The sequence below is a fragment of the Pleomorphomonas sp. JP5 genome (assembly GCF_023721815.1).
Classification (GTDB): Bacteria; Pseudomonadota; Alphaproteobacteria; order Rhizobiales; family Pleomorphomonadaceae; genus Pleomorphomonas.
In genome coordinates this window covers 380,189-395,730 of sequence record NZ_JAMDLI010000007.1, presented here as the reverse complement: position 1 = coordinate 395,730, position 15,542 = coordinate 380,189, and the positions used below count along the sequence as shown (strand labels likewise).

The window sequence follows — 15,542 nt, the reverse complement described above, 5'->3', positions numbered from 1 at the left end:
CAACAATGCGAACGACCGATCGGGAGGCCCGCTTTGGCGGCGCCTCCCGATCTTTTTGTTACCCCTGCGGCTGAGCCGGCGCCGTGACCAGCACCTTGTCGATGCGGCGGCCATCCATGTCGACGATCTCGAACCGCCAGCCGCGCCAGTCGACGATGTCGCCGGTGGACGGGATGGCCTTGGTCACCGACAGCACGAAGCCGGCCAGCGTTTCGTAGTCGCGTTCGGGGTCGTCGAGCCCCCTGCAGTCGATCTTCTCGGCCACAAGGTCCACGCCGAGGTCGGCATCGATCAGCCAGCTTCCGTCGGCGCGCTGGACGATCTCGCTGACCTCCTCGTCGGCCTCGCCGCCGAGGTTGCCGACGATGGCCGTCAGAATGTCGGCGGCGGTCACCATGCCCTCGACCGATCCGTATTCGTCGATCACCATCACCATCTGCAACGGCGAACGGCGAAGCGTGTCCAGCACGTCCAGCGCGGAGGCGGTGTCGGGCACCATGTCCACCTGGCGGATGCGGCTTCGGATGTCGAGCGGTTCGCCCTTCAGATGCTGGTCGAGCAGGTCCTTGGCCTGGATGACACCCTGCACCATGTCGATCTCGCCGGTGAACACCGGGTAGCGCGAGTGGGAGGAGGTGGCGATCGCCTCGATGATGCGCCGATCGTCCCAGTCGAGGTCGATGCCGGTGATGTCCGGGCGGGGGATCATGACGGCGCGGATCGACCGGTCGCTGAAGCGCATGACGCCGGCCATCAGCTCCTTCTCCTCCGGCTCGAGGATGCCCGAGTTGGTGCCTTCGGCGATCACCGCCTTGATCTCTTCCTCGGTTACCGTGCTCTCGCCGGTCGCCTTCAGGCCGAGGACGCCGATGATGAGGCGGCTGGAGCGCTCGAGCACGAAGACCAGGGGCGCCGCGATGAAGGCGACGCCGAGCATCGGCCGCGCCATCAGCGAGGCGACCGCTTCCGGATTGCTGAGCGCGATCTGCTTGGGCACCAGTTCGCCGATCACCAGCGAGAAGTAGGTGATGAGGCCGACCACGACGGCGATCGACAGCGCCGAGGCGAAGGAGGCGGGAACGCCTTCGGCCAGAAGGAACTCGGCGAAGGGTTCCGACAGCGTCGCACCCGAGTAGGCGCCGGCAAGGATGCCGACCAGCGTGATTCCGATCTGCACCGAGGAGAGAAAACGCCCCGGATTGGCGGCAAGCTTCAACACCGTCGCCGCGCCCTTCGATCCCCTGCTGGCCATGGCCTCGAGGCGCGGACGGCGGGAGGAAACCACCGCCAGCTCGGACATGGCAAAAAGACCGTTCAATATCAGGAGGATGAAGATAACGCCGATTTCAAAGAGGTAGCCCATGGGGTGCGGGGGTGACCCGGCTGCTCCGTCGCAAGTTGCAAGTTTTCGGAAAAATACAGGCTGTTCGGTTTTCCCGCTAGTGCTCGGCGCGGACATTTGCATGGCGCCCGAAATGATCGTCCGACCTATCGCTGGCGCATCGCCCGCCCTACGCCTGCCGGTGAGTGCGCAACGCCTTCCGTGTCGACGAGCAGATGGGTGAAGCCGGCGATGGCCGGTTTGCCAGTCGCCGACAGGCTGCCGGCGCCGGTGAGGTAGACCGGCAGGCGAAGGGCCGCGCCGGCCAGCGCCACGAGGCCGGCGGCGACGGAGCGCGGGGCGTCGATGCCGCCGGGGGCGCCCAGACCGAAGCCGTCGAGATCGATGCCGATGGCGGCAAGCCGGCGCGAGGCGGGCCTGTCGCGGCCGAGCCGGAGAGCTGCGCCCGGTCCGGCGATTTCCAGGATCAGCGATAGGGCGCCATCGGCAAGGCCGAGTTCCGCCTCGGCGACCGACAGCGCCACCGCCATCCGGTCGGCCGGGGCGAAATCGTCCTGGACCGGGACCAGGATTGCCCGGGCGCCGGTGGCGACGGCGGCTCGCGCGGCGTCGGCGTCGGCCGTTGCGACGGAGAAGGTTACGCCCGGTACTTCGTCGCCGCTTGCGATCAGCGGCCACAACAAGGTCGGATGATTGACCAAGTCTTTTCTGATGTTTCTGCTGAGTAACTGGAAGATGAACGACATTTACTAATCCTTAACCATTCCCGTTGAGAATGATTAACAAATAACTAACCGAGGCTGCGAAGCCTCGCCCTCCGACTTGCTGGAGTATCCGGAGGGCCCTTGCTGGTGAAACGCCCATGAATCCGGTTTTCCAATGGGTCTACGGGACGCCGGCGCAGAAGACGACGGCGCCGCCGACCACGTCAACAGGCATTTCGGGTCGCATCGAGCAGGCGTTCGATGCGGCGAGTGATACCACCGGGACCTCCTTCCAGTATCTCCTCGACACCGCCCAGCGGGAATCCTCGCTTCAGCCGGACGCCAAGGCCTCGACGTCGTCGGCCGCCGGCCTGTTCCAGTTCGTCGAGGGCACCTGGCTGCAGACGCTGAAGGAAGAGGGACCGTCACTGGGCCTTGGGCAGTATAGCGCCGAAATCACCAGGACGAACGGCGGTCGCTATCAGGTGGCGGACCCCGCCATGCGGGAGAAGATCCTGGCGTTGCGCGAGGATCCGGACGTCTCTTCGCTGGTGGCTGGCGCCTTCACCCGCCGCAATGCCGAATCCTTGCGCGACGACATCGGTCGCGATGCCACGGCGGGCGAGCTCTATATCGCCCATTTCCTGGGGGCGAAGGGCGCCTCGTCGCTGATCGGGGCTGCCGGCAGCGACCCGACATCGAGCGCCGCCGACCTGTTTCCCCAGGCGGCGAGGGCCAATCCGGCCATATTCTACGAGGGTGGGCGCGAGCGGACCGTCGCCGAGGTCTACGCCAACCTGACCGGCAAGCACGGCGGATCGGCTCCCGTGGCGGTCGATGCCGGCCATGTCGTCGCCCGGTTGGACAGGCCGGACGAGCCGGTCTCCACCCGCTGGGATCCGGCGCTCGGCTATACCGACGCCGAGACCGGCGGCGGTGCGTCGCGCCGCATCGCCGAGGCGGAGTCGGCGCTCACCGCGCTGACTTCGACGGATGGCCCGGCCAGCTCCGGCTGGACGGCGGCCGAGCCGACCGATGCCTTCTCGGCGATCTATCGCACCGAGGCGCCCGCCACCGCCACGGCCGCCTCGGCCTTCTGGCAGGGCTTCAGCCTGTTGCCGAACCTGTTCCACACGGCCGTCTCCGACGACGCCTCCAGCCTCGCCGCCACCGTCTCCCAGGCGGCCGATACCAGCGCGGCGTTGAGGGCCAGCCAGCCGGGGCAGATTCTCAACCGTGGTTTCAAGGCAAGCGGGCCGCTCGACCTCGCCCGTTTCCTCCACGATAGCTGACGTGTCCGTCGCCTCCTGTGCGAACATGCGAGGGGGCGCCCCTCGGGGGCGGACGCCGTCATGATCGATCTCGCCGCCCTTTTCGGCCTGTTCCTGGCGGCCCTGATGGCCGCCACCATTTTGCCGATGCAGTCGGAGGCGGCGCTGGTGGCGCTTCTCGTCGCCGGCACGCATCCGGTATGGCTCCTGGTGGCGATCGCCGGTCTGGGCAATGTGCTGGGATCTGTCGTCAACTGGCTCATCGGCCGTGGCGTCGAGCGGTTCCGGGACAGACGGTGGTTTCCGGTCAAGCCCGCCGCCCTCGACCGCGCCCAGGGCTGGTACCGGCGATATGGCAAATGGTCGCTGCTTCTCAGTTGGGCGCCCATCGTCGGCGATCCGCTCACCGTCGTCGCCGGCCTGGCGCGAGAACCCTTTCCCGTGTTCCTCGCCCTGGTCACCGTCGCCAAGGTCGGCCGCTACGTGGTGTTGGCGGCGGCTACCCTCAGCGTCATCTGAGTGCGAGCGCCAAATATCATGGTGAACCAATCCTTAAGGGTCGGCATGGGATCATCCCGTCGATGACCGCTGGCGCGTGTTGCCGGCGCAAGAGTTTGACGGGGCGAGGGCATGGGGCGGTTTCGGCTCATCGACTGGATGGACAACGCGCCGGCTCCGGCCCGGGCGTCGGCGGTGCCGGCGCTGGTCAGGAGCTACGTCCACGGCGACCTCACGGCCGAGGCGCGCGAGATGATGGAAGCGGCGCTGACGCTCATCGCCGACGATCCGTCGCCCGACGTCCGCCGCGCGCTCGCCGAGGCTCTGTCGATCCACGAGACGGCGCCGCGTCACCTGATCGTGGCGTTGTCGCAGGATCTGCCGGCCGTCGCCGAACCGATCTTCCGCCGCTCGCCCTGCCTGATCGATAGCGAGCTCACGGCGGCGGTAGAGCTCGGCACGCCGTCGATCGCCAAGGCCATCGCCAGCCGTCCATGGATCTCCTTCGACGTGGCCGATGCCATCGCCGCCGAGGGCGACCGCGAGGCCGTGCTTGTCATGCTCGGCAATCCGGGCGCCGATCTCGACGGCGAAGCCTTCGCCGTCATTGCCGAGCGTCTGGGCGCCGATGGCGAGATCCGGGAGGCGTTGTTCGCCCGCCGCGACCTGCCGCTTGCCGTCCGTCAGTCGCTGATTTCGGCGCTGGGCGAAAAGCTCGGCCGCTTCCTGGTCGGGCGCGCCTGGATCGCGCCCAAGCGAGCCGGTGTCGTGCTGCGCGAGGCTTGCGACAAGGCGACTGTGTTCCTGGCCGGCTCCGCCGAGGAAGCCGAACTGTCCGCGCTGATCGAGCATCTGCGGTCGACGGGGCAGCTGACGACGGCTCTGCTCATCCGCTCGATGTGCGAAGGGCACATCCGTTTTCTCGAGGCGGCGCTCGCCCGTCTGTCGGGGCTGCCCGCTCCCCGCGTCTATGCCCTCCTGATGGACGGTCGGGCCGGTGCGCTCCGGGCGCTGTTCACGCGGGCCGGCTTGCCGGAGCGCAGCCACGCCGCTTTCCTCGCCGCGCTCGAGGTCTGGCGCGAGCTGGATTACGACGGTCGCGATGGCGACAAGCCGCGTTTCGGCCGGCGCATGGTCGAGCGCATTCTCACCCGCTATCAGGAGTTCGCGCCGGGCGAGGTGGACGACCTTCTGGCCATGCTGAGGCGGCTAGCCGCGGAAAGCGCGCGCACTGCCGCTCGCGAGATCCTCGAGGCGCGACGCGAAGGCCGGCAACGGGCCGCCTGAGCACAAGATGCCAGGGCAGGCGGGTCTCTTGCTATCAGCTTGACCGAGAAGGCTCGTTGCTTTCAGGCCGATGTTCACAAATCGCGGATGATGACGCCGTCGTCTTCCTCGTCGGCGTGGCCGTGCTTGGTGATATAGGCTTCCGTCACGTCGAGCAGCGTCTGGGTCAGCGCCGAGCCGACGCGATTCTGCTCGTCCTTGGCGCGTTCGCGGACGATGGCGCGGATGGCGTCGACATGCTGGTTGACGAGGTCGATCGGCATCAACACACGATCGGTGATGCGCTCGAGCAGCGCACACAGGCTGCCGGCGACGCGGGTTGCCAGCGGGAAGCCGAGCGTGGTCGACTGGCCCTTGATGTCGTGAACGGCGCGGTGAAAGGCGTGTTTCTCCTCGCCTTCGCGATAGTCGGTGGCGGCCCAGGCATCGCGGGTCGAGAACATCGTCTTGACCTCGTCGAGCATCCAGTCGTCGAAATGTGTCGACAGGATCTGCAGCGCGGCCTCGGCGCGCTTCACCGGATCGTCGGCCGGAGAGCGACGACGGATCTCACGCACCTTCTTGCGGAGGTCGTTCTTGGCCTCGATATACTCGGGGGCGTCGGAAGGCTTGGTCATCGGCGTTGGTTCCGTCGACTGCGCGGCATGACACCGCAAGGTGCAATTGTCGCCGTCGTCGCTTAAGGAAACGTAACGGAAATCAGGTCCTGAACTGCTCGGTCAGCACGCGCTCCTCCCAACCGTGGTTGCGGTCGAAGAGGATGAGGCTGCGCTGGCGCACGTCGGCCCGGATGGCGACACGCAGCACGTCGCGCACCTCCTGATGATCGGCGGCGACGGAGACCGGCCGCTTCTGGTGCTCCAAGACGTCGATGACGATCGAGCAGCGGTCGGGAATGACGGCGCCGCGCCAGCCACGCGGGCGGAAGGCGCTGATCGGCGTCACGGCCAGGAGCGGCACGTGGATCGGCAGGATGGGGCCGTGGGCGGACAGATTGTAGGCGGTCGAGCCAGCCGGCGTCGCCACCAGCACGCCGTCGCAGCTCATCTCCTCGAGACGCACCTTGTCGTCGATGGAGATCCTGAGCTTGGCCGCCTGATAGGTCTGCCGCATCATCGACACTTCGTTGAAGGCGTGGGCGAGATGGGTGTCGCCGATCACCGTCTTCGCTTCCATGGCGAGCGGGTGCAGGGCGGTGACCACCGAATCGGCGAGCCGCTCCCTCAGCCCCTCGACGCGGAACTCGTTCATCAGGAAGCCGACCGAGCCGCAGTTGAGCCCATAGATCGGCTTGTCGGAATTGATGAAACGGTGGAGCGTCTGCAGCATCAGGCCGTCGCCGCCCAGCGCCACGATGGTGTCGGCCTCATCAGCTTCGACGTTGCCATACTCGGCGACGAGAAGCGCCCTGGCTTCCTGGGCCTCGGGCGTGTCGCTGGCAACGAAGGAAAGGCGTTCGAAGGAAGGGCGTCCGTTATGCGGCATCAGGTCCGTCGCGTCAGTCGTCCAGTGGTTCAACTGCTCCGACCGGCCGCCACCGTCCCCTGCCACACGCGACATGCGGACGGTGCGCCCGCCGCAATTGGGGGTCCACTTTCGTAGGATATGATCTAGCATGGCGTCGTTGAAAAGGAAACGTGCCGCGCCGGTCGCCGATTCTCGCCGCCTCGGCACCCCTCGGAAGCTGCGGGAGAGCCCATGTCGAAATCCGTCGACGACCTGCGTATCGTCAGCGTCACCTGCCCGGACGAGGCGACGGCGCTCGCCATCGGCCGTCTTGCCGTGGAACGGCGCCTCGCCGCCTGCGCCAACGTCGTGCCGGGCGTCCGCAGCGTCTATCGCTGGATGGGCGAGATCAGCGAGGACAGCGAAGTGCTTCTCACCATGAAGACGCGTGAGGACTTCGTGGAGTCGCTGTTCACGACCATCGTCGCCAATCACCCCTTTCAGCAGCCGGCCATCGAGGTGATGGCGCTGGCCGGCGTCGGGCGCGGCGTCGCCGCCTGGATCCGGGCGGAGACCGGCGGCGAGGGCAGCACGGCGCTGCCGAAGGGGTTCAAGTCGGTCGAATAGGCGCAGGTCACCTTTTCGGGCAATAAAAAACCCCGGCGAAGGCCGGGGCGAAGCCGAGCGCGGCGCGAAAAGGGGGAACGCGCCGCGGCTCTGTGGGGTCGGTCGTGTCAGACCGCTTCCTGGATCTCGTCCGGCTCGCGCAGCACGTAACCACGGCCCCAGACGGTCTCGATGTAGTTGCGGCCATCGGTGGCATTCGCCAGCTTCTTGCGAAGCTTGCAGATGAACACGTCGATGATCTTCAGTTCGGGCTCGTCCATGCCGCCGTAGAGATGGTTGAGGAACATCTCCTTGGTGAGGGTCGTGCCCTTGCGGAGCGAAAGCAGCTCCAGCATCTGGTATTCCTTGCCGGTCAGATGCACGCGGTTGCCGTTGACCTCGACGGTCTTGGTGTCGAGATTGACCACCAGATCGCCGGTGACGATGACAGACTGGGCGTGTCCCTTGGAACGGCGAACGATCGCATGGATGCGGGCGATCAGCTCGTCCTTGTGGAACGGCTTGGTCATGTAGTCGTCGGCGCCGAAGCCGAGGCCGCGCACCTTGTCCTCGATATTGCCCAGACCGGACAGAATGAGGATGGGCGTCTTGACCTTCGACACGCGCAGCGTCCTGAGCACCTCGTAGCCGGACATGTCCGGCAGGTTGAGGTCGAGCAGGATGATATCGTAGTCATAGAGCTTGCCGAGGTCGATGCCTTCCTCGCCAAGATCCGTCGTATAGACGTTGAAGCTCTCGGACTTCAGCATCAGTTCGATGCTTTGTGCGGTCGCGCTGTCGTCCTCGATCAGCAAAACTCGCATTCCGTTATCCCCTTTTTCTAGGGCCTCGGGCCCGACCTTCTGTCGGAAGCGTGTCCGATCTTCCGCCGGACATGGGCTATCGAGGCCAAGGCTAGTCCCGAATGGTTAACAAACAATGATTCTCGGCCGCAAGCTTTTTGACGCCATTCCGCCAAAAGTCCGGGCAGGCCCTTAAGAATCAACGATAAATCGGCTTCGGTTGTCCTCATGCGACAAATTAAGAAACTTGCCTAAGCGATTCTGCCGACTCCACGAAGATTCCTTGTCCACACCCCGGTCGCCCCGCGCCGGTCTCCATCGCACTCATGAGCAAAGTATTAACGCCGGACCTTAACGAAGCGTTACACTCCCCCCCATGGAGCCGAATCATTTCGGAAACCTTTTGCCCGGAACACGCCGATGACGCTGGATCGTCTCGCCGCAGAAATCGCCGCCCTCCGCCCGCTCGAGATTTACGGGCGGGTCGCCAGCGTGCAGGGCATGCTGGTCGAGGTGGCTGGCCCGGTGCAGGAGATGAGCGTCGGCGCCCGCCTGTCGGTCAGTGGATTCGGCGGTGCGCATGTGCCGGTCGAGGTGGTCGGGTTCAACAACGGCAAGGCGCTGTGTCTGCCCTTCGCTTCCATGGAGGGCGTGCGGCTCGGCGCCAAGGCGACGATCGCCACCTCGTCGGCGTCGGTACGCCCCTCCGAGGGCTGGCTCGGCCGGGTGATCAACGCCTTCGGCGAGCCGATCGACGGCAAGGGGCCGTTGCCGCTGGGGCCAAGCGAGATGCCGCTCAGGGCCTCTCCGCCTCAGGCGGCCGAGCGGGCGAGAGTGGGCGAGCCGATCGATCTCGGCGTTCGCGTCCTCAATACGTTCGCCACCTGCTGTCGCGGCCAGCGCATGGGCATCTTCGCCGGCTCGGGCGTCGGCAAGTCGGTTCTCCTGTCCATGCTGGCCCGCTACACCGCCTGCGACGTGTCGGTGATCGGGCTGGTCGGCGAACGCGGCCGCGAGGTGCAGGAGTTCATCGAGGACGACCTCGGCGAGGAGGGGCTCGCCCGTTCGGTGGTGGTGGTCGCCACCTCCGACGAGACGGCGCTGATGCGGCGCCAGGCCGCCTACATGACGCTGACCGTCGCCGAGTATTTCCGCGACCAGGGGCAGGACGTGCTCTGCCTGATGGACTCGGTGACGCGCTTTGCCATGGCCCAGCGCGAGATCGGCCTGTCGGCCGGCGAGCCGCCTACGTCAAAGGGATATACGCCGACGGTGTTCGCCGAGCTGCCGCGCCTTCTCGAACGCGCCGGGCCCGGCCCTGTGGGCGGCGGCACCATCACCGGCCTGTTCACCGTGCTGGTCGACGGCGACAATCATAACGAGCCGGTGGCCGACGCCGTGCGCGGCATTCTCGACGGCCATATCGTCATGGAGCGCGCCATCGCCGAGCGTGGTCGCTATCCGGCGGTCAACGTCCTGAAGACGGTGTCGCGCACCATGCCCGGCTGCGTCGAGCCGGAGATCCGGCCGATGATCCGCGACGCGAAACGGCTGATGGCCACCTTCGCCGACATGGAGGAACTGATCCGCCTTGGCGCCTACAGGCGCGGAAGCAACCCCGACGTCGATCAGTCGATCGACGTTTCCGCCCCGCTCGAAGCGTTCCTGACGCAGGGAAAAGGCGAATGCACCCGTCGTCACGATGGTTATCGCGATCTTGCTCACCTTTTGGAAAGCACTGTCGGTTTACGATACGAGCATTCCGGGGAGTAACTTGAAATGAAATCTCGCAACAGTCTCATCCGACTCAAGCGGTTTCAGGTCGACGAGAAGCGTCGGCAGGTGATGCAGATCGAGATGATGATCGCAGAGTTCGAGCGCATGGCTTCCGAACTCGACGAGCAGATTCTGGCCGAGCAGAAGCGCAGCGGCATTACTGACATCACCCACTTCGCCTATCCGACCTTTGCCAAGGCGGCGATGGGTCGCCGCGACAATCTCATGGGATCGGCCAACGATCTCAGGGGGCAGCTCGAGGCCGCGCAGGCGGCGCTCAGCGAGGCGGTGGAAGAGATGAAGAAGATCGAGCTTCTGGAGGAGCGCGATCACATGCGCGAAAAGACGGCCCAGGACGCGGCCGAGCAGGACGCGCTCGACGAAGTGGCCGCCCGCCGCTCCTATCATCAGGCCGGCTGATCCAGCAGCCAGCCTTCGTCGTCTTTCAGTCGCTCCGGATCGTTTTCGGGCGGGCATGCCGAGCATGTCCGCCGTTTTCGTATGGGCGCTTTCATGGAGGGGCGTCGGATTGAGGCGCCGGGCTCCGCTCGAATCAGGGTGCTTGCCAGCTCGTCGCGACGCCAGCCCCGGCGGTGCCCGAAATCTCGATCGTCACCGTGAGGTCTCCCGGCCACGTCCTGTCGGGCAGGGAACGGGCGGCGACCACGGTGGTCAACGCCACCAGCGCGGCGGCGATCCAGCTCAGGAGTTTGGTCTTGCGGGCCATGGCGTGCTGCCGTTCTCGTCGGGCGCGGCCCCTTCCGCGCCATGATGCCACCTTATTGCCGCCGGTTTGAACGCCCCCCGAACCCTTCGTTCATCTGCCGTTCATCCCGGTAAACGAGCGGTAAACGAGGTGTTTCGGCCGGAAACGGCAAGTGGGCGTCGGAAATGGAAACGCCAACGCCGCCATGAAGGTTCCATGGCGGCGTCAAAAATGCGGCGAGAAAGGGTCTTTCGAGGCGCGTCAGGTGTTGAACTTGAACAGCATGACGTCGCCGTCGGCGACGACGTATTCCTTGCCTTCGTCGCGGGCCTTGCCGAGTTCCTTGGCCTTCGCCTCGCCGTAGGCGATGTAGTCCTCGTAGGCGATGGTCTGGGCGCGGATGAAGCCGCGCTCGAAGTCGGTGTGGATGACGCCGGCGGCCTGGGGCGCCTTGGTGCCCTTCACGATGGTCCAGGCGCGGGTCTCTTTCGGGCCGACAGTGAAGTAGGTGATCAGGCCGAGCAGGTCGTAGCCGGCGCGGATCAACCGGTCGAGGCCGGGCTCTTCGAGGCCGAGCGTCTCGAGGAACTCCTTCTGTTCGGCGTCGTCGAGCTGGGCCACTTCCGCCTCGATGGCGGCCGAGATCACCACGGCTCCGGCGCCGAGCCTCTCGGCCATCTCGAAGACGCGGGCCGACTGGCTGTTGCCGGTGGCCGCCGAAGCTTCCTCGACGTTGCAGACGTAGAGCACCGGCTTGGAGGTCAAAAGGTTCAGCGCGTCGAAGGCAGCTTCCGACCCCTTGGGCACGCTGGCGGTACGGGCCGGACGGCCGTTGCGCAGCTCCGCGAGGGCGAGGTCCATCAGCTCGACCTGTTCCTTGATGTCCTTGTCGCCGCCCTGGGCGCGCTTCCTGAGCGGCACGACGCGGCGCTCGAGGCTGTCGAGGTCCGACAGCATCAGCTCGGTTTCCACCGTCTCGGCATCGCTCACCGGATCGATGCGTCCCTCGACATGGGTGATGTCGTCGTCCTCGAAGCAGCGGAGCACGTGGACGATGGCGTCGACCTCGCGGATGTTGCCAAGAAACTGGTTGCCGAGGCCTTCACCCTTGGATGCGCCGCGCACCAGGCCGGCGATATCGACGAAGGTGATGCGGGTCGGCACGATCTGCGCCGACTTGCCCTTCTCGGCCAGCACCGGCAGGCGCGGGTCGGGAACGGCCACCTCGCCGGTGTTCGGCTCGATGGTGCAGAAGGGATAGTTGGCGGCCTGGGCGGCCGCGGTCTTGGTGAGCGCGTTGAAGAGCGTGGACTTGCCGACGTTGGGCAGGCCGACGATGCCGCACTTGAAACCCATGGTGATCAGGCTTTCGTCTGGAGCAATGTGTTGGTCGAGGTGTTAGGGAAGCCTGCCGCCGGCCGTCAAGCGATTTATCCGGGAAGGCGTCCTGCTGCGGTGGTCGTCAGCGCCGGGTCCTCTGGGCCAGGAGGCCCTTGAGGATGGCCGCCATGGCATTCCTCTCCGGCGCCTTTTCCTCCGGCGCCTCACCGGCCGGCGCTGGCCCGGCGCCGGTTGCGTCCGGCTTGGGCCGGGGCTTGCGCTCGGGCTTCGGCTCGGTGATGGCGTGAACTCGGTTGGCGAAGGTGGCGTCGGCGCCTTTCACCAGCTCGCCGGCATTGTCGGCGATGGCGTCGAGGAGCCGCACCAGCCAGTCGCGATCGGCCTTGGCGAAATCGGAGAGAACGTGAGAGTGGACGAGGGCCTTGTCGCCGGGGTGACCGATGCCGAGCCGCATGCGACGATAGCCGTCGGTGATCTGCGAGGTGATGGACCTCAGGCCATTGTGTCCGCCATGGCCGCCGCCCACCTTCATCCGAAGCTTGCCGGGTGGCAGGTCGAGTTCGTCATGGATGACGACAACGTCGGTTGGGGCGAGCTTCAGGAAGCGTACGGCATCGCCCACCGAGCGACCGCTCTCGTTCATGTAGGTCTGCGGCTTCATGAGCAGCACGCGCTCGCCGTCGATGGCGCCTTCCGACACCTCGGCTTGGAAGTTCTTCCGCCAGGCAGGAAATCGGTGGCGCGTGTGGATGACGTCGGCCGCCATGAAGCCTATGTTGTGGCGGTTCGACGCATATTTGGCGCCGGGATTGCCAAGACCGACCAGAATGAGCACGCGCCTCTCCTGAAAAGATCAGGGGTTCCGATCTCGCGACCGGAACCCCGAATGTCAAGCACAAGACCCGTGCGATCAGGCCTTGGGAGCCTTGGGGGCCTCGGCGGCAGCAGGAGCAGCGGCGGCGGCTTCGGCAGCTTCTTCCGAGGTCGCAGCGGCCGAGCCAACGATGGTGGCGACGGCGAAATCGTCATGGCCGACCAGCGTGGCGCCTTCCGGCAGCTTCACGGCGGAGATATGCACGGCGTCGCCAATGTTGAGCTCGCTGACGTCGGCCGTCAGGTACTCGGGAATGGCGCCGGCGGAAACCAGGAGCTCAACCTCATGGGCGGCGATCGTCAGGACGCCACCACGCTTGATGCCAGCCGACTTTTCCTGGCCGACGAAGTGCACCGGGACGCTGACGGTCACCTTGGTGTTCTCGGACACGCGGATGAAGTCGACGTGCACGAGGGTGTCGGTCACCGGGTCGAGCTGATAGTCGCGGGGCAGAGCCTTGATTTCCTTGCCATCGACCTTGAGGGTGACGATGTGCGTCATGAAACCGCCGGCGTGCAGCTTCAGGAAGGTTTCCTTGGTGTCGACCGCGATCGACAGCGGCGGCTGCTTGTCGCCATAAACGACGGCGGGCGTCTTGCCTTCACGGCGCAGGGCGCGGGCGGACCCCTTTCCCACCCGGTCACGCGGCGAGGCGACGAGCTCGTAGGTCTGAGCCATTTTCTCGTGCTTTCATCTTCGGATTACTGGCGGCGGCGGCCACGTGGCCGATGCCGATCCGGCGCTCCCTCCAGGGGGGTCGGCGCGGATGCGGGCGCTATAGCGGAAACGCTCGCCGAAGGCAAGGGAATGCGGGTTTTTCATGGGGAACCCGGCCTCGCCCGACGGCCCGCCGCCATGCACCACGACCAAGGGCGAGGCTGGATTCCAGTCTCTACTTCCGGTTACAAACACTCCGACCCAGGTGTTGCCTTCCATGGTGCCGATATGAAGTTCCTGGCCGCCGTTATTGCGTTTGTCTGCCTTTCCGCCGCCGCCGTTCCGACTCTTGCCGACGAAGCGCCGGTGCCTTCGCCCAAATACCCAGGTTGGTGGACCGCCAGGGCGGATACGGGGACCATCTTCTTTTATTGCAGGGTGAACAAGATCTGCGGGGAAGGCTCAATCGTCAGCCTGCACATGCATGACCTGCCAGCCCCGACCAAAGCCGACATTCGCGCCAAATATGATGAGCCGCGATTGCCGATAACATGTCGAAACATTGGCAAGTACGAGTCTTGCGAATATCCGGGCGCCATCGACAAAAAAGGGTGCCCGACCCACTTCAAACAGGCGATGTTTGCCGGGCTCAAGGCCGACTTCTTCCACGACGGCTTCCTGTCCCAGCGGGTGCCAGCCGGCGCGGGGTACAACTTCCTCATCACCATTGCCAGTTCGGCCACGAGTTATCAGCAGGCCAAGAAGAACTATGCGCTGTTCCGGTCGTCGATCGCTCCCTGAGTATTCGGGGGCTCAACGACTTTCCTCCCGCGACTTCTCCTCCAAGCCGGAAGCCGCGAGGGGCTTCGGGGCATCCCGGTCTGGAAATACCGATGAAAACGTTTAGGAAGGCGGGGCCGGCATTTCCACGTGCGGCATGACAGGAGCTGAGGGTAATGGCGACGGACGGCAAGAGCATGCGGGAAGAGATTCTTCGCGAGCTCACGGAGAACATCCTTCCCTTCTGGCAGTGTCGCATGCGCGACCCGAATGGCGGCTTTTTTGGCGGCGCCGATTGTGACGGCATCGTCGACAAGGCCGCGCCTCGCGCCGCCGTGGTCAATGCCCGCATCCTCTGGACCTTCGCCACCGCGACTCGCGTGCTCGGCACGAACTACGGCGCGACCGCCGAGTGGGCCTTCGACGACCTTCGCTCACGCTTCATCGACGGCGAGCACGGCGGCCTCTTTTGGCTCGTCGATGCCGAGGGGCGACCGCTCTCCGACCGCAAGCAGATCTATGCCCAGGCCTTCGCCATCTATGCCTTTTCGGAGTATGCCCGCGCCACCGGCAACCGCGAGGCCCTCCAACTGGCGATTGATCTGTTCCGGCTGATCGAGAAACATGCCGCCGACCGCGAGCGCGGCGGCTATGTCGAGGCGCTCGGCCGCTCCTGGGGCGCGCTCGCCGACATGCGTCTGTCGGAGAAGGACCTCAACAGCCCGAAGTCGATGAACACGCACCTCCACATCATGGAGGCCTATACCAACTTGCTCAGGATCTGGCGCGATCCGGCGCTGGTGGCGCGACAGTCGGCACTGATCGACGTCACTCTCGACCGCATCGTCGATAGCCGGACGGGTCATTTCAAGCTGTTCTTCGACATGGACTGGCGTTCGCTGAACGATCACGTCTCCTACGGGCACGACATCGAGGGGAGCTGGCTGCTGGTCGAGGCCGCCGAGGTGCTGGGCAACGAAGCGCTGATCGCAAGGGCGAGGGCGGCTGCCGTGATGATGGCCGAGCGGACGCTGGCCGAGGGGCGCGACCGCGACGGCAGCCTTCACTACGAGGCGCGTGGCGACGGCAGCCTGATCGACGCCAACAAGCACTGGTGGGCGCAGGCCGAGGCGCTGGTCGGCTTCCAGAACGCCTTCGAGTTGACCGGCAACCTGGCCTTCAAGGATGCGGTGCGCGACGTCTGGGCCTTCATCCGCGATCATGTGGTCGATCATGCGCACGGCGAGTGGCACGCCAAGCTGACGCCCGACGGACGCCCCTACACGGCGGAGGAGGATGCGGATGCCTGCCTCGCCGGTCCGTGGAAGTGCCCCTATCACAACGCCCGCGCCTGCTTCGAGATGCTGGCCCGGTTGAAGGGGTGAACGGCTCGACCAGACTTGAAACGAAAACGCCGTGGCTCGCTTGGCGAACCACGGCGCTTCTTCTGG

General features: G+C 65.7%; 17 protein-coding genes. 8 read left to right on the top strand and 9 right to left on the bottom strand.

The features are described from left to right. Nucleotides 1-58: 58 nt before the first annotated feature. Both M4J40_RS08925 and M4J40_RS08920 read right to left on the bottom strand, forming a co-directional pair. Nucleotides 59-1,363, bottom strand: a complete 1,305-nt coding sequence (locus tag M4J40_RS08925) for a hemolysin family protein (protein ID WP_251753742.1) — start codon at nucleotides 1,361-1,363, stop codon at nucleotides 59-61. A gap of 125 nt (nucleotides 1,364-1,488) precedes the next feature. Next, nucleotides 1,489-2,088: a hypothetical protein gene (locus tag M4J40_RS08920; RefSeq protein WP_251753741.1), complete on the bottom strand. Its 600-nt coding sequence runs from the start codon at nucleotides 2,086-2,088 to the stop codon at nucleotides 1,489-1,491. A gap of 116 nt (nucleotides 2,089-2,204) precedes the next feature. On the opposite strand from M4J40_RS08920, the gene M4J40_RS08915 reads away from it, so the two are divergent. The 3 genes from M4J40_RS08915 (at nucleotide 2,205) to M4J40_RS08905 (ending at nucleotide 5,102) form a co-directional block, all read left to right on the top strand. Continuing rightward, nucleotides 2,205-3,338 carry a lytic transglycosylase domain-containing protein gene (locus M4J40_RS08915; RefSeq protein ID WP_251753740.1) on the top strand — a complete coding sequence of 378 codons (1,134 nt, stop codon included), beginning with the start codon at nucleotides 2,205-2,207 and terminating at the stop codon, nucleotides 3,336-3,338. 60 nt (nucleotides 3,339-3,398) lie between these two features. Next, a complete protein-coding gene (locus M4J40_RS08910) occupies nucleotides 3,399-3,836 on the top strand; it encodes a YqaA family protein (protein ID WP_251753739.1) in 438 nt (145 codons plus the stop codon). A 111-nt stretch (nucleotides 3,837-3,947) separates the two neighbouring features. Then, nucleotides 3,948-5,102, top strand: coding sequence for a DUF2336 domain-containing protein (locus M4J40_RS08905; RefSeq protein WP_251753738.1), 1,155 nt, complete (start codon nucleotides 3,948-3,950; stop codon nucleotides 5,100-5,102). A 74-nt stretch (nucleotides 5,103-5,176) separates the two neighbouring features. On the opposite strand, the gene M4J40_RS08900 is transcribed toward M4J40_RS08905, so the two are convergent. Together M4J40_RS08900 and M4J40_RS08895 are read right to left on the bottom strand one after the other, a co-directional pair. Next, nucleotides 5,177-5,719 (bottom strand): Hpt domain-containing protein, encoded by a 543-nt coding sequence (locus M4J40_RS08900; RefSeq protein WP_251753737.1) that lies wholly within the window; start codon nucleotides 5,717-5,719, stop codon nucleotides 5,177-5,179. 82 nt (nucleotides 5,720-5,801) lie between these two features. After that, nucleotides 5,802-6,587, bottom strand: a complete 786-nt coding sequence (locus M4J40_RS08895) for an NAD kinase (RefSeq protein WP_251754251.1) — start codon at nucleotides 6,585-6,587, stop codon at nucleotides 5,802-5,804. Between the two features lie 213 nt (nucleotides 6,588-6,800). Here M4J40_RS08895 and cutA point away from each other — a divergent pair, with 213 nt between their 5' ends. Further along, on the top strand, nucleotides 6,801-7,175 hold the full coding sequence (gene cutA / locus M4J40_RS08890; RefSeq protein WP_251753736.1) for a divalent-cation tolerance protein CutA: 375 nt from the start codon (nucleotides 6,801-6,803) through the stop codon (nucleotides 7,173-7,175). A 107-nt stretch (nucleotides 7,176-7,282) separates the two neighbouring features. Here the strand turns inward: cutA and ctrA are convergent, their stop codons facing one another. Further along, entirely contained in the window at nucleotides 7,283-7,978 is a 696-nt protein-coding gene (gene ctrA / locus M4J40_RS08885) for a response regulator transcription factor CtrA (protein WP_026792093.1), read from the bottom strand. 405 nt (nucleotides 7,979-8,383) lie between these two features. Here ctrA and fliI point away from each other — a divergent pair, with 405 nt between their 5' ends. Beyond that, nucleotides 8,384-9,730: a flagellar protein export ATPase FliI gene (gene fliI / locus M4J40_RS08880; protein ID WP_251754250.1), complete on the top strand. Its 1,347-nt coding sequence runs from the start codon at nucleotides 8,384-8,386 to the stop codon at nucleotides 9,728-9,730. 6 nt (nucleotides 9,731-9,736) lie between these two features. Next, the gene (gene fliJ, locus M4J40_RS08875; protein WP_251753735.1) at nucleotides 9,737-10,153 is read left to right on the top strand and encodes a flagellar export protein FliJ; all 417 of its coding nucleotides are present in this window, start codon (nucleotides 9,737-9,739) and stop codon (nucleotides 10,151-10,153) included. 133 nt (nucleotides 10,154-10,286) lie between these two features. On the opposite strand, the gene M4J40_RS08870 is transcribed toward fliJ, so the two are convergent. The 4 genes from M4J40_RS08870 to M4J40_RS08855 form a co-directional block, all read right to left on the bottom strand. Then, nucleotides 10,287-10,511 (bottom strand): hypothetical protein, encoded by a 225-nt coding sequence (locus M4J40_RS08870; RefSeq protein WP_251753734.1) that lies wholly within the window; start codon nucleotides 10,509-10,511, stop codon nucleotides 10,287-10,289. A 189-nt stretch (nucleotides 10,512-10,700) separates the two neighbouring features. Next, entirely contained in the window at nucleotides 10,701-11,795 is a 1,095-nt protein-coding gene (ychF, locus tag M4J40_RS08865) for a redox-regulated ATPase YchF (RefSeq protein ID WP_251753733.1), read from the bottom strand. 106 nt (nucleotides 11,796-11,901) lie between these two features. After that, a complete protein-coding gene (gene pth, locus M4J40_RS08860) occupies nucleotides 11,902-12,615 on the bottom strand; it encodes an aminoacyl-tRNA hydrolase (protein ID WP_251753732.1) in 714 nt (237 codons plus the stop codon). A 75-nt stretch (nucleotides 12,616-12,690) separates the two neighbouring features. After that, the gene (locus tag M4J40_RS08855; RefSeq protein ID WP_251753731.1) at nucleotides 12,691-13,332 is read right to left on the bottom strand and encodes a 50S ribosomal protein L25/general stress protein Ctc; all 642 of its coding nucleotides are present in this window, start codon (nucleotides 13,330-13,332) and stop codon (nucleotides 12,691-12,693) included. Between the two features lie 267 nt (nucleotides 13,333-13,599). Here M4J40_RS08855 and M4J40_RS08850 point away from each other — a divergent pair, with 267 nt between their 5' ends. Both M4J40_RS08850 and M4J40_RS08845 read left to right on the top strand, forming a co-directional pair. Next, nucleotides 13,600-14,112 carry a hypothetical protein gene (locus M4J40_RS08850; protein WP_251753730.1) on the top strand — a complete coding sequence of 171 codons (513 nt, stop codon included), beginning with the start codon at nucleotides 13,600-13,602 and terminating at the stop codon, nucleotides 14,110-14,112. A 155-nt stretch (nucleotides 14,113-14,267) separates the two neighbouring features. Continuing rightward, nucleotides 14,268-15,476: an AGE family epimerase/isomerase gene (locus tag M4J40_RS08845; protein WP_251753729.1), complete on the top strand. Its 1,209-nt coding sequence runs from the start codon at nucleotides 14,268-14,270 to the stop codon at nucleotides 15,474-15,476. Nucleotides 15,477-15,542 lie beyond the last annotated feature (66 nt).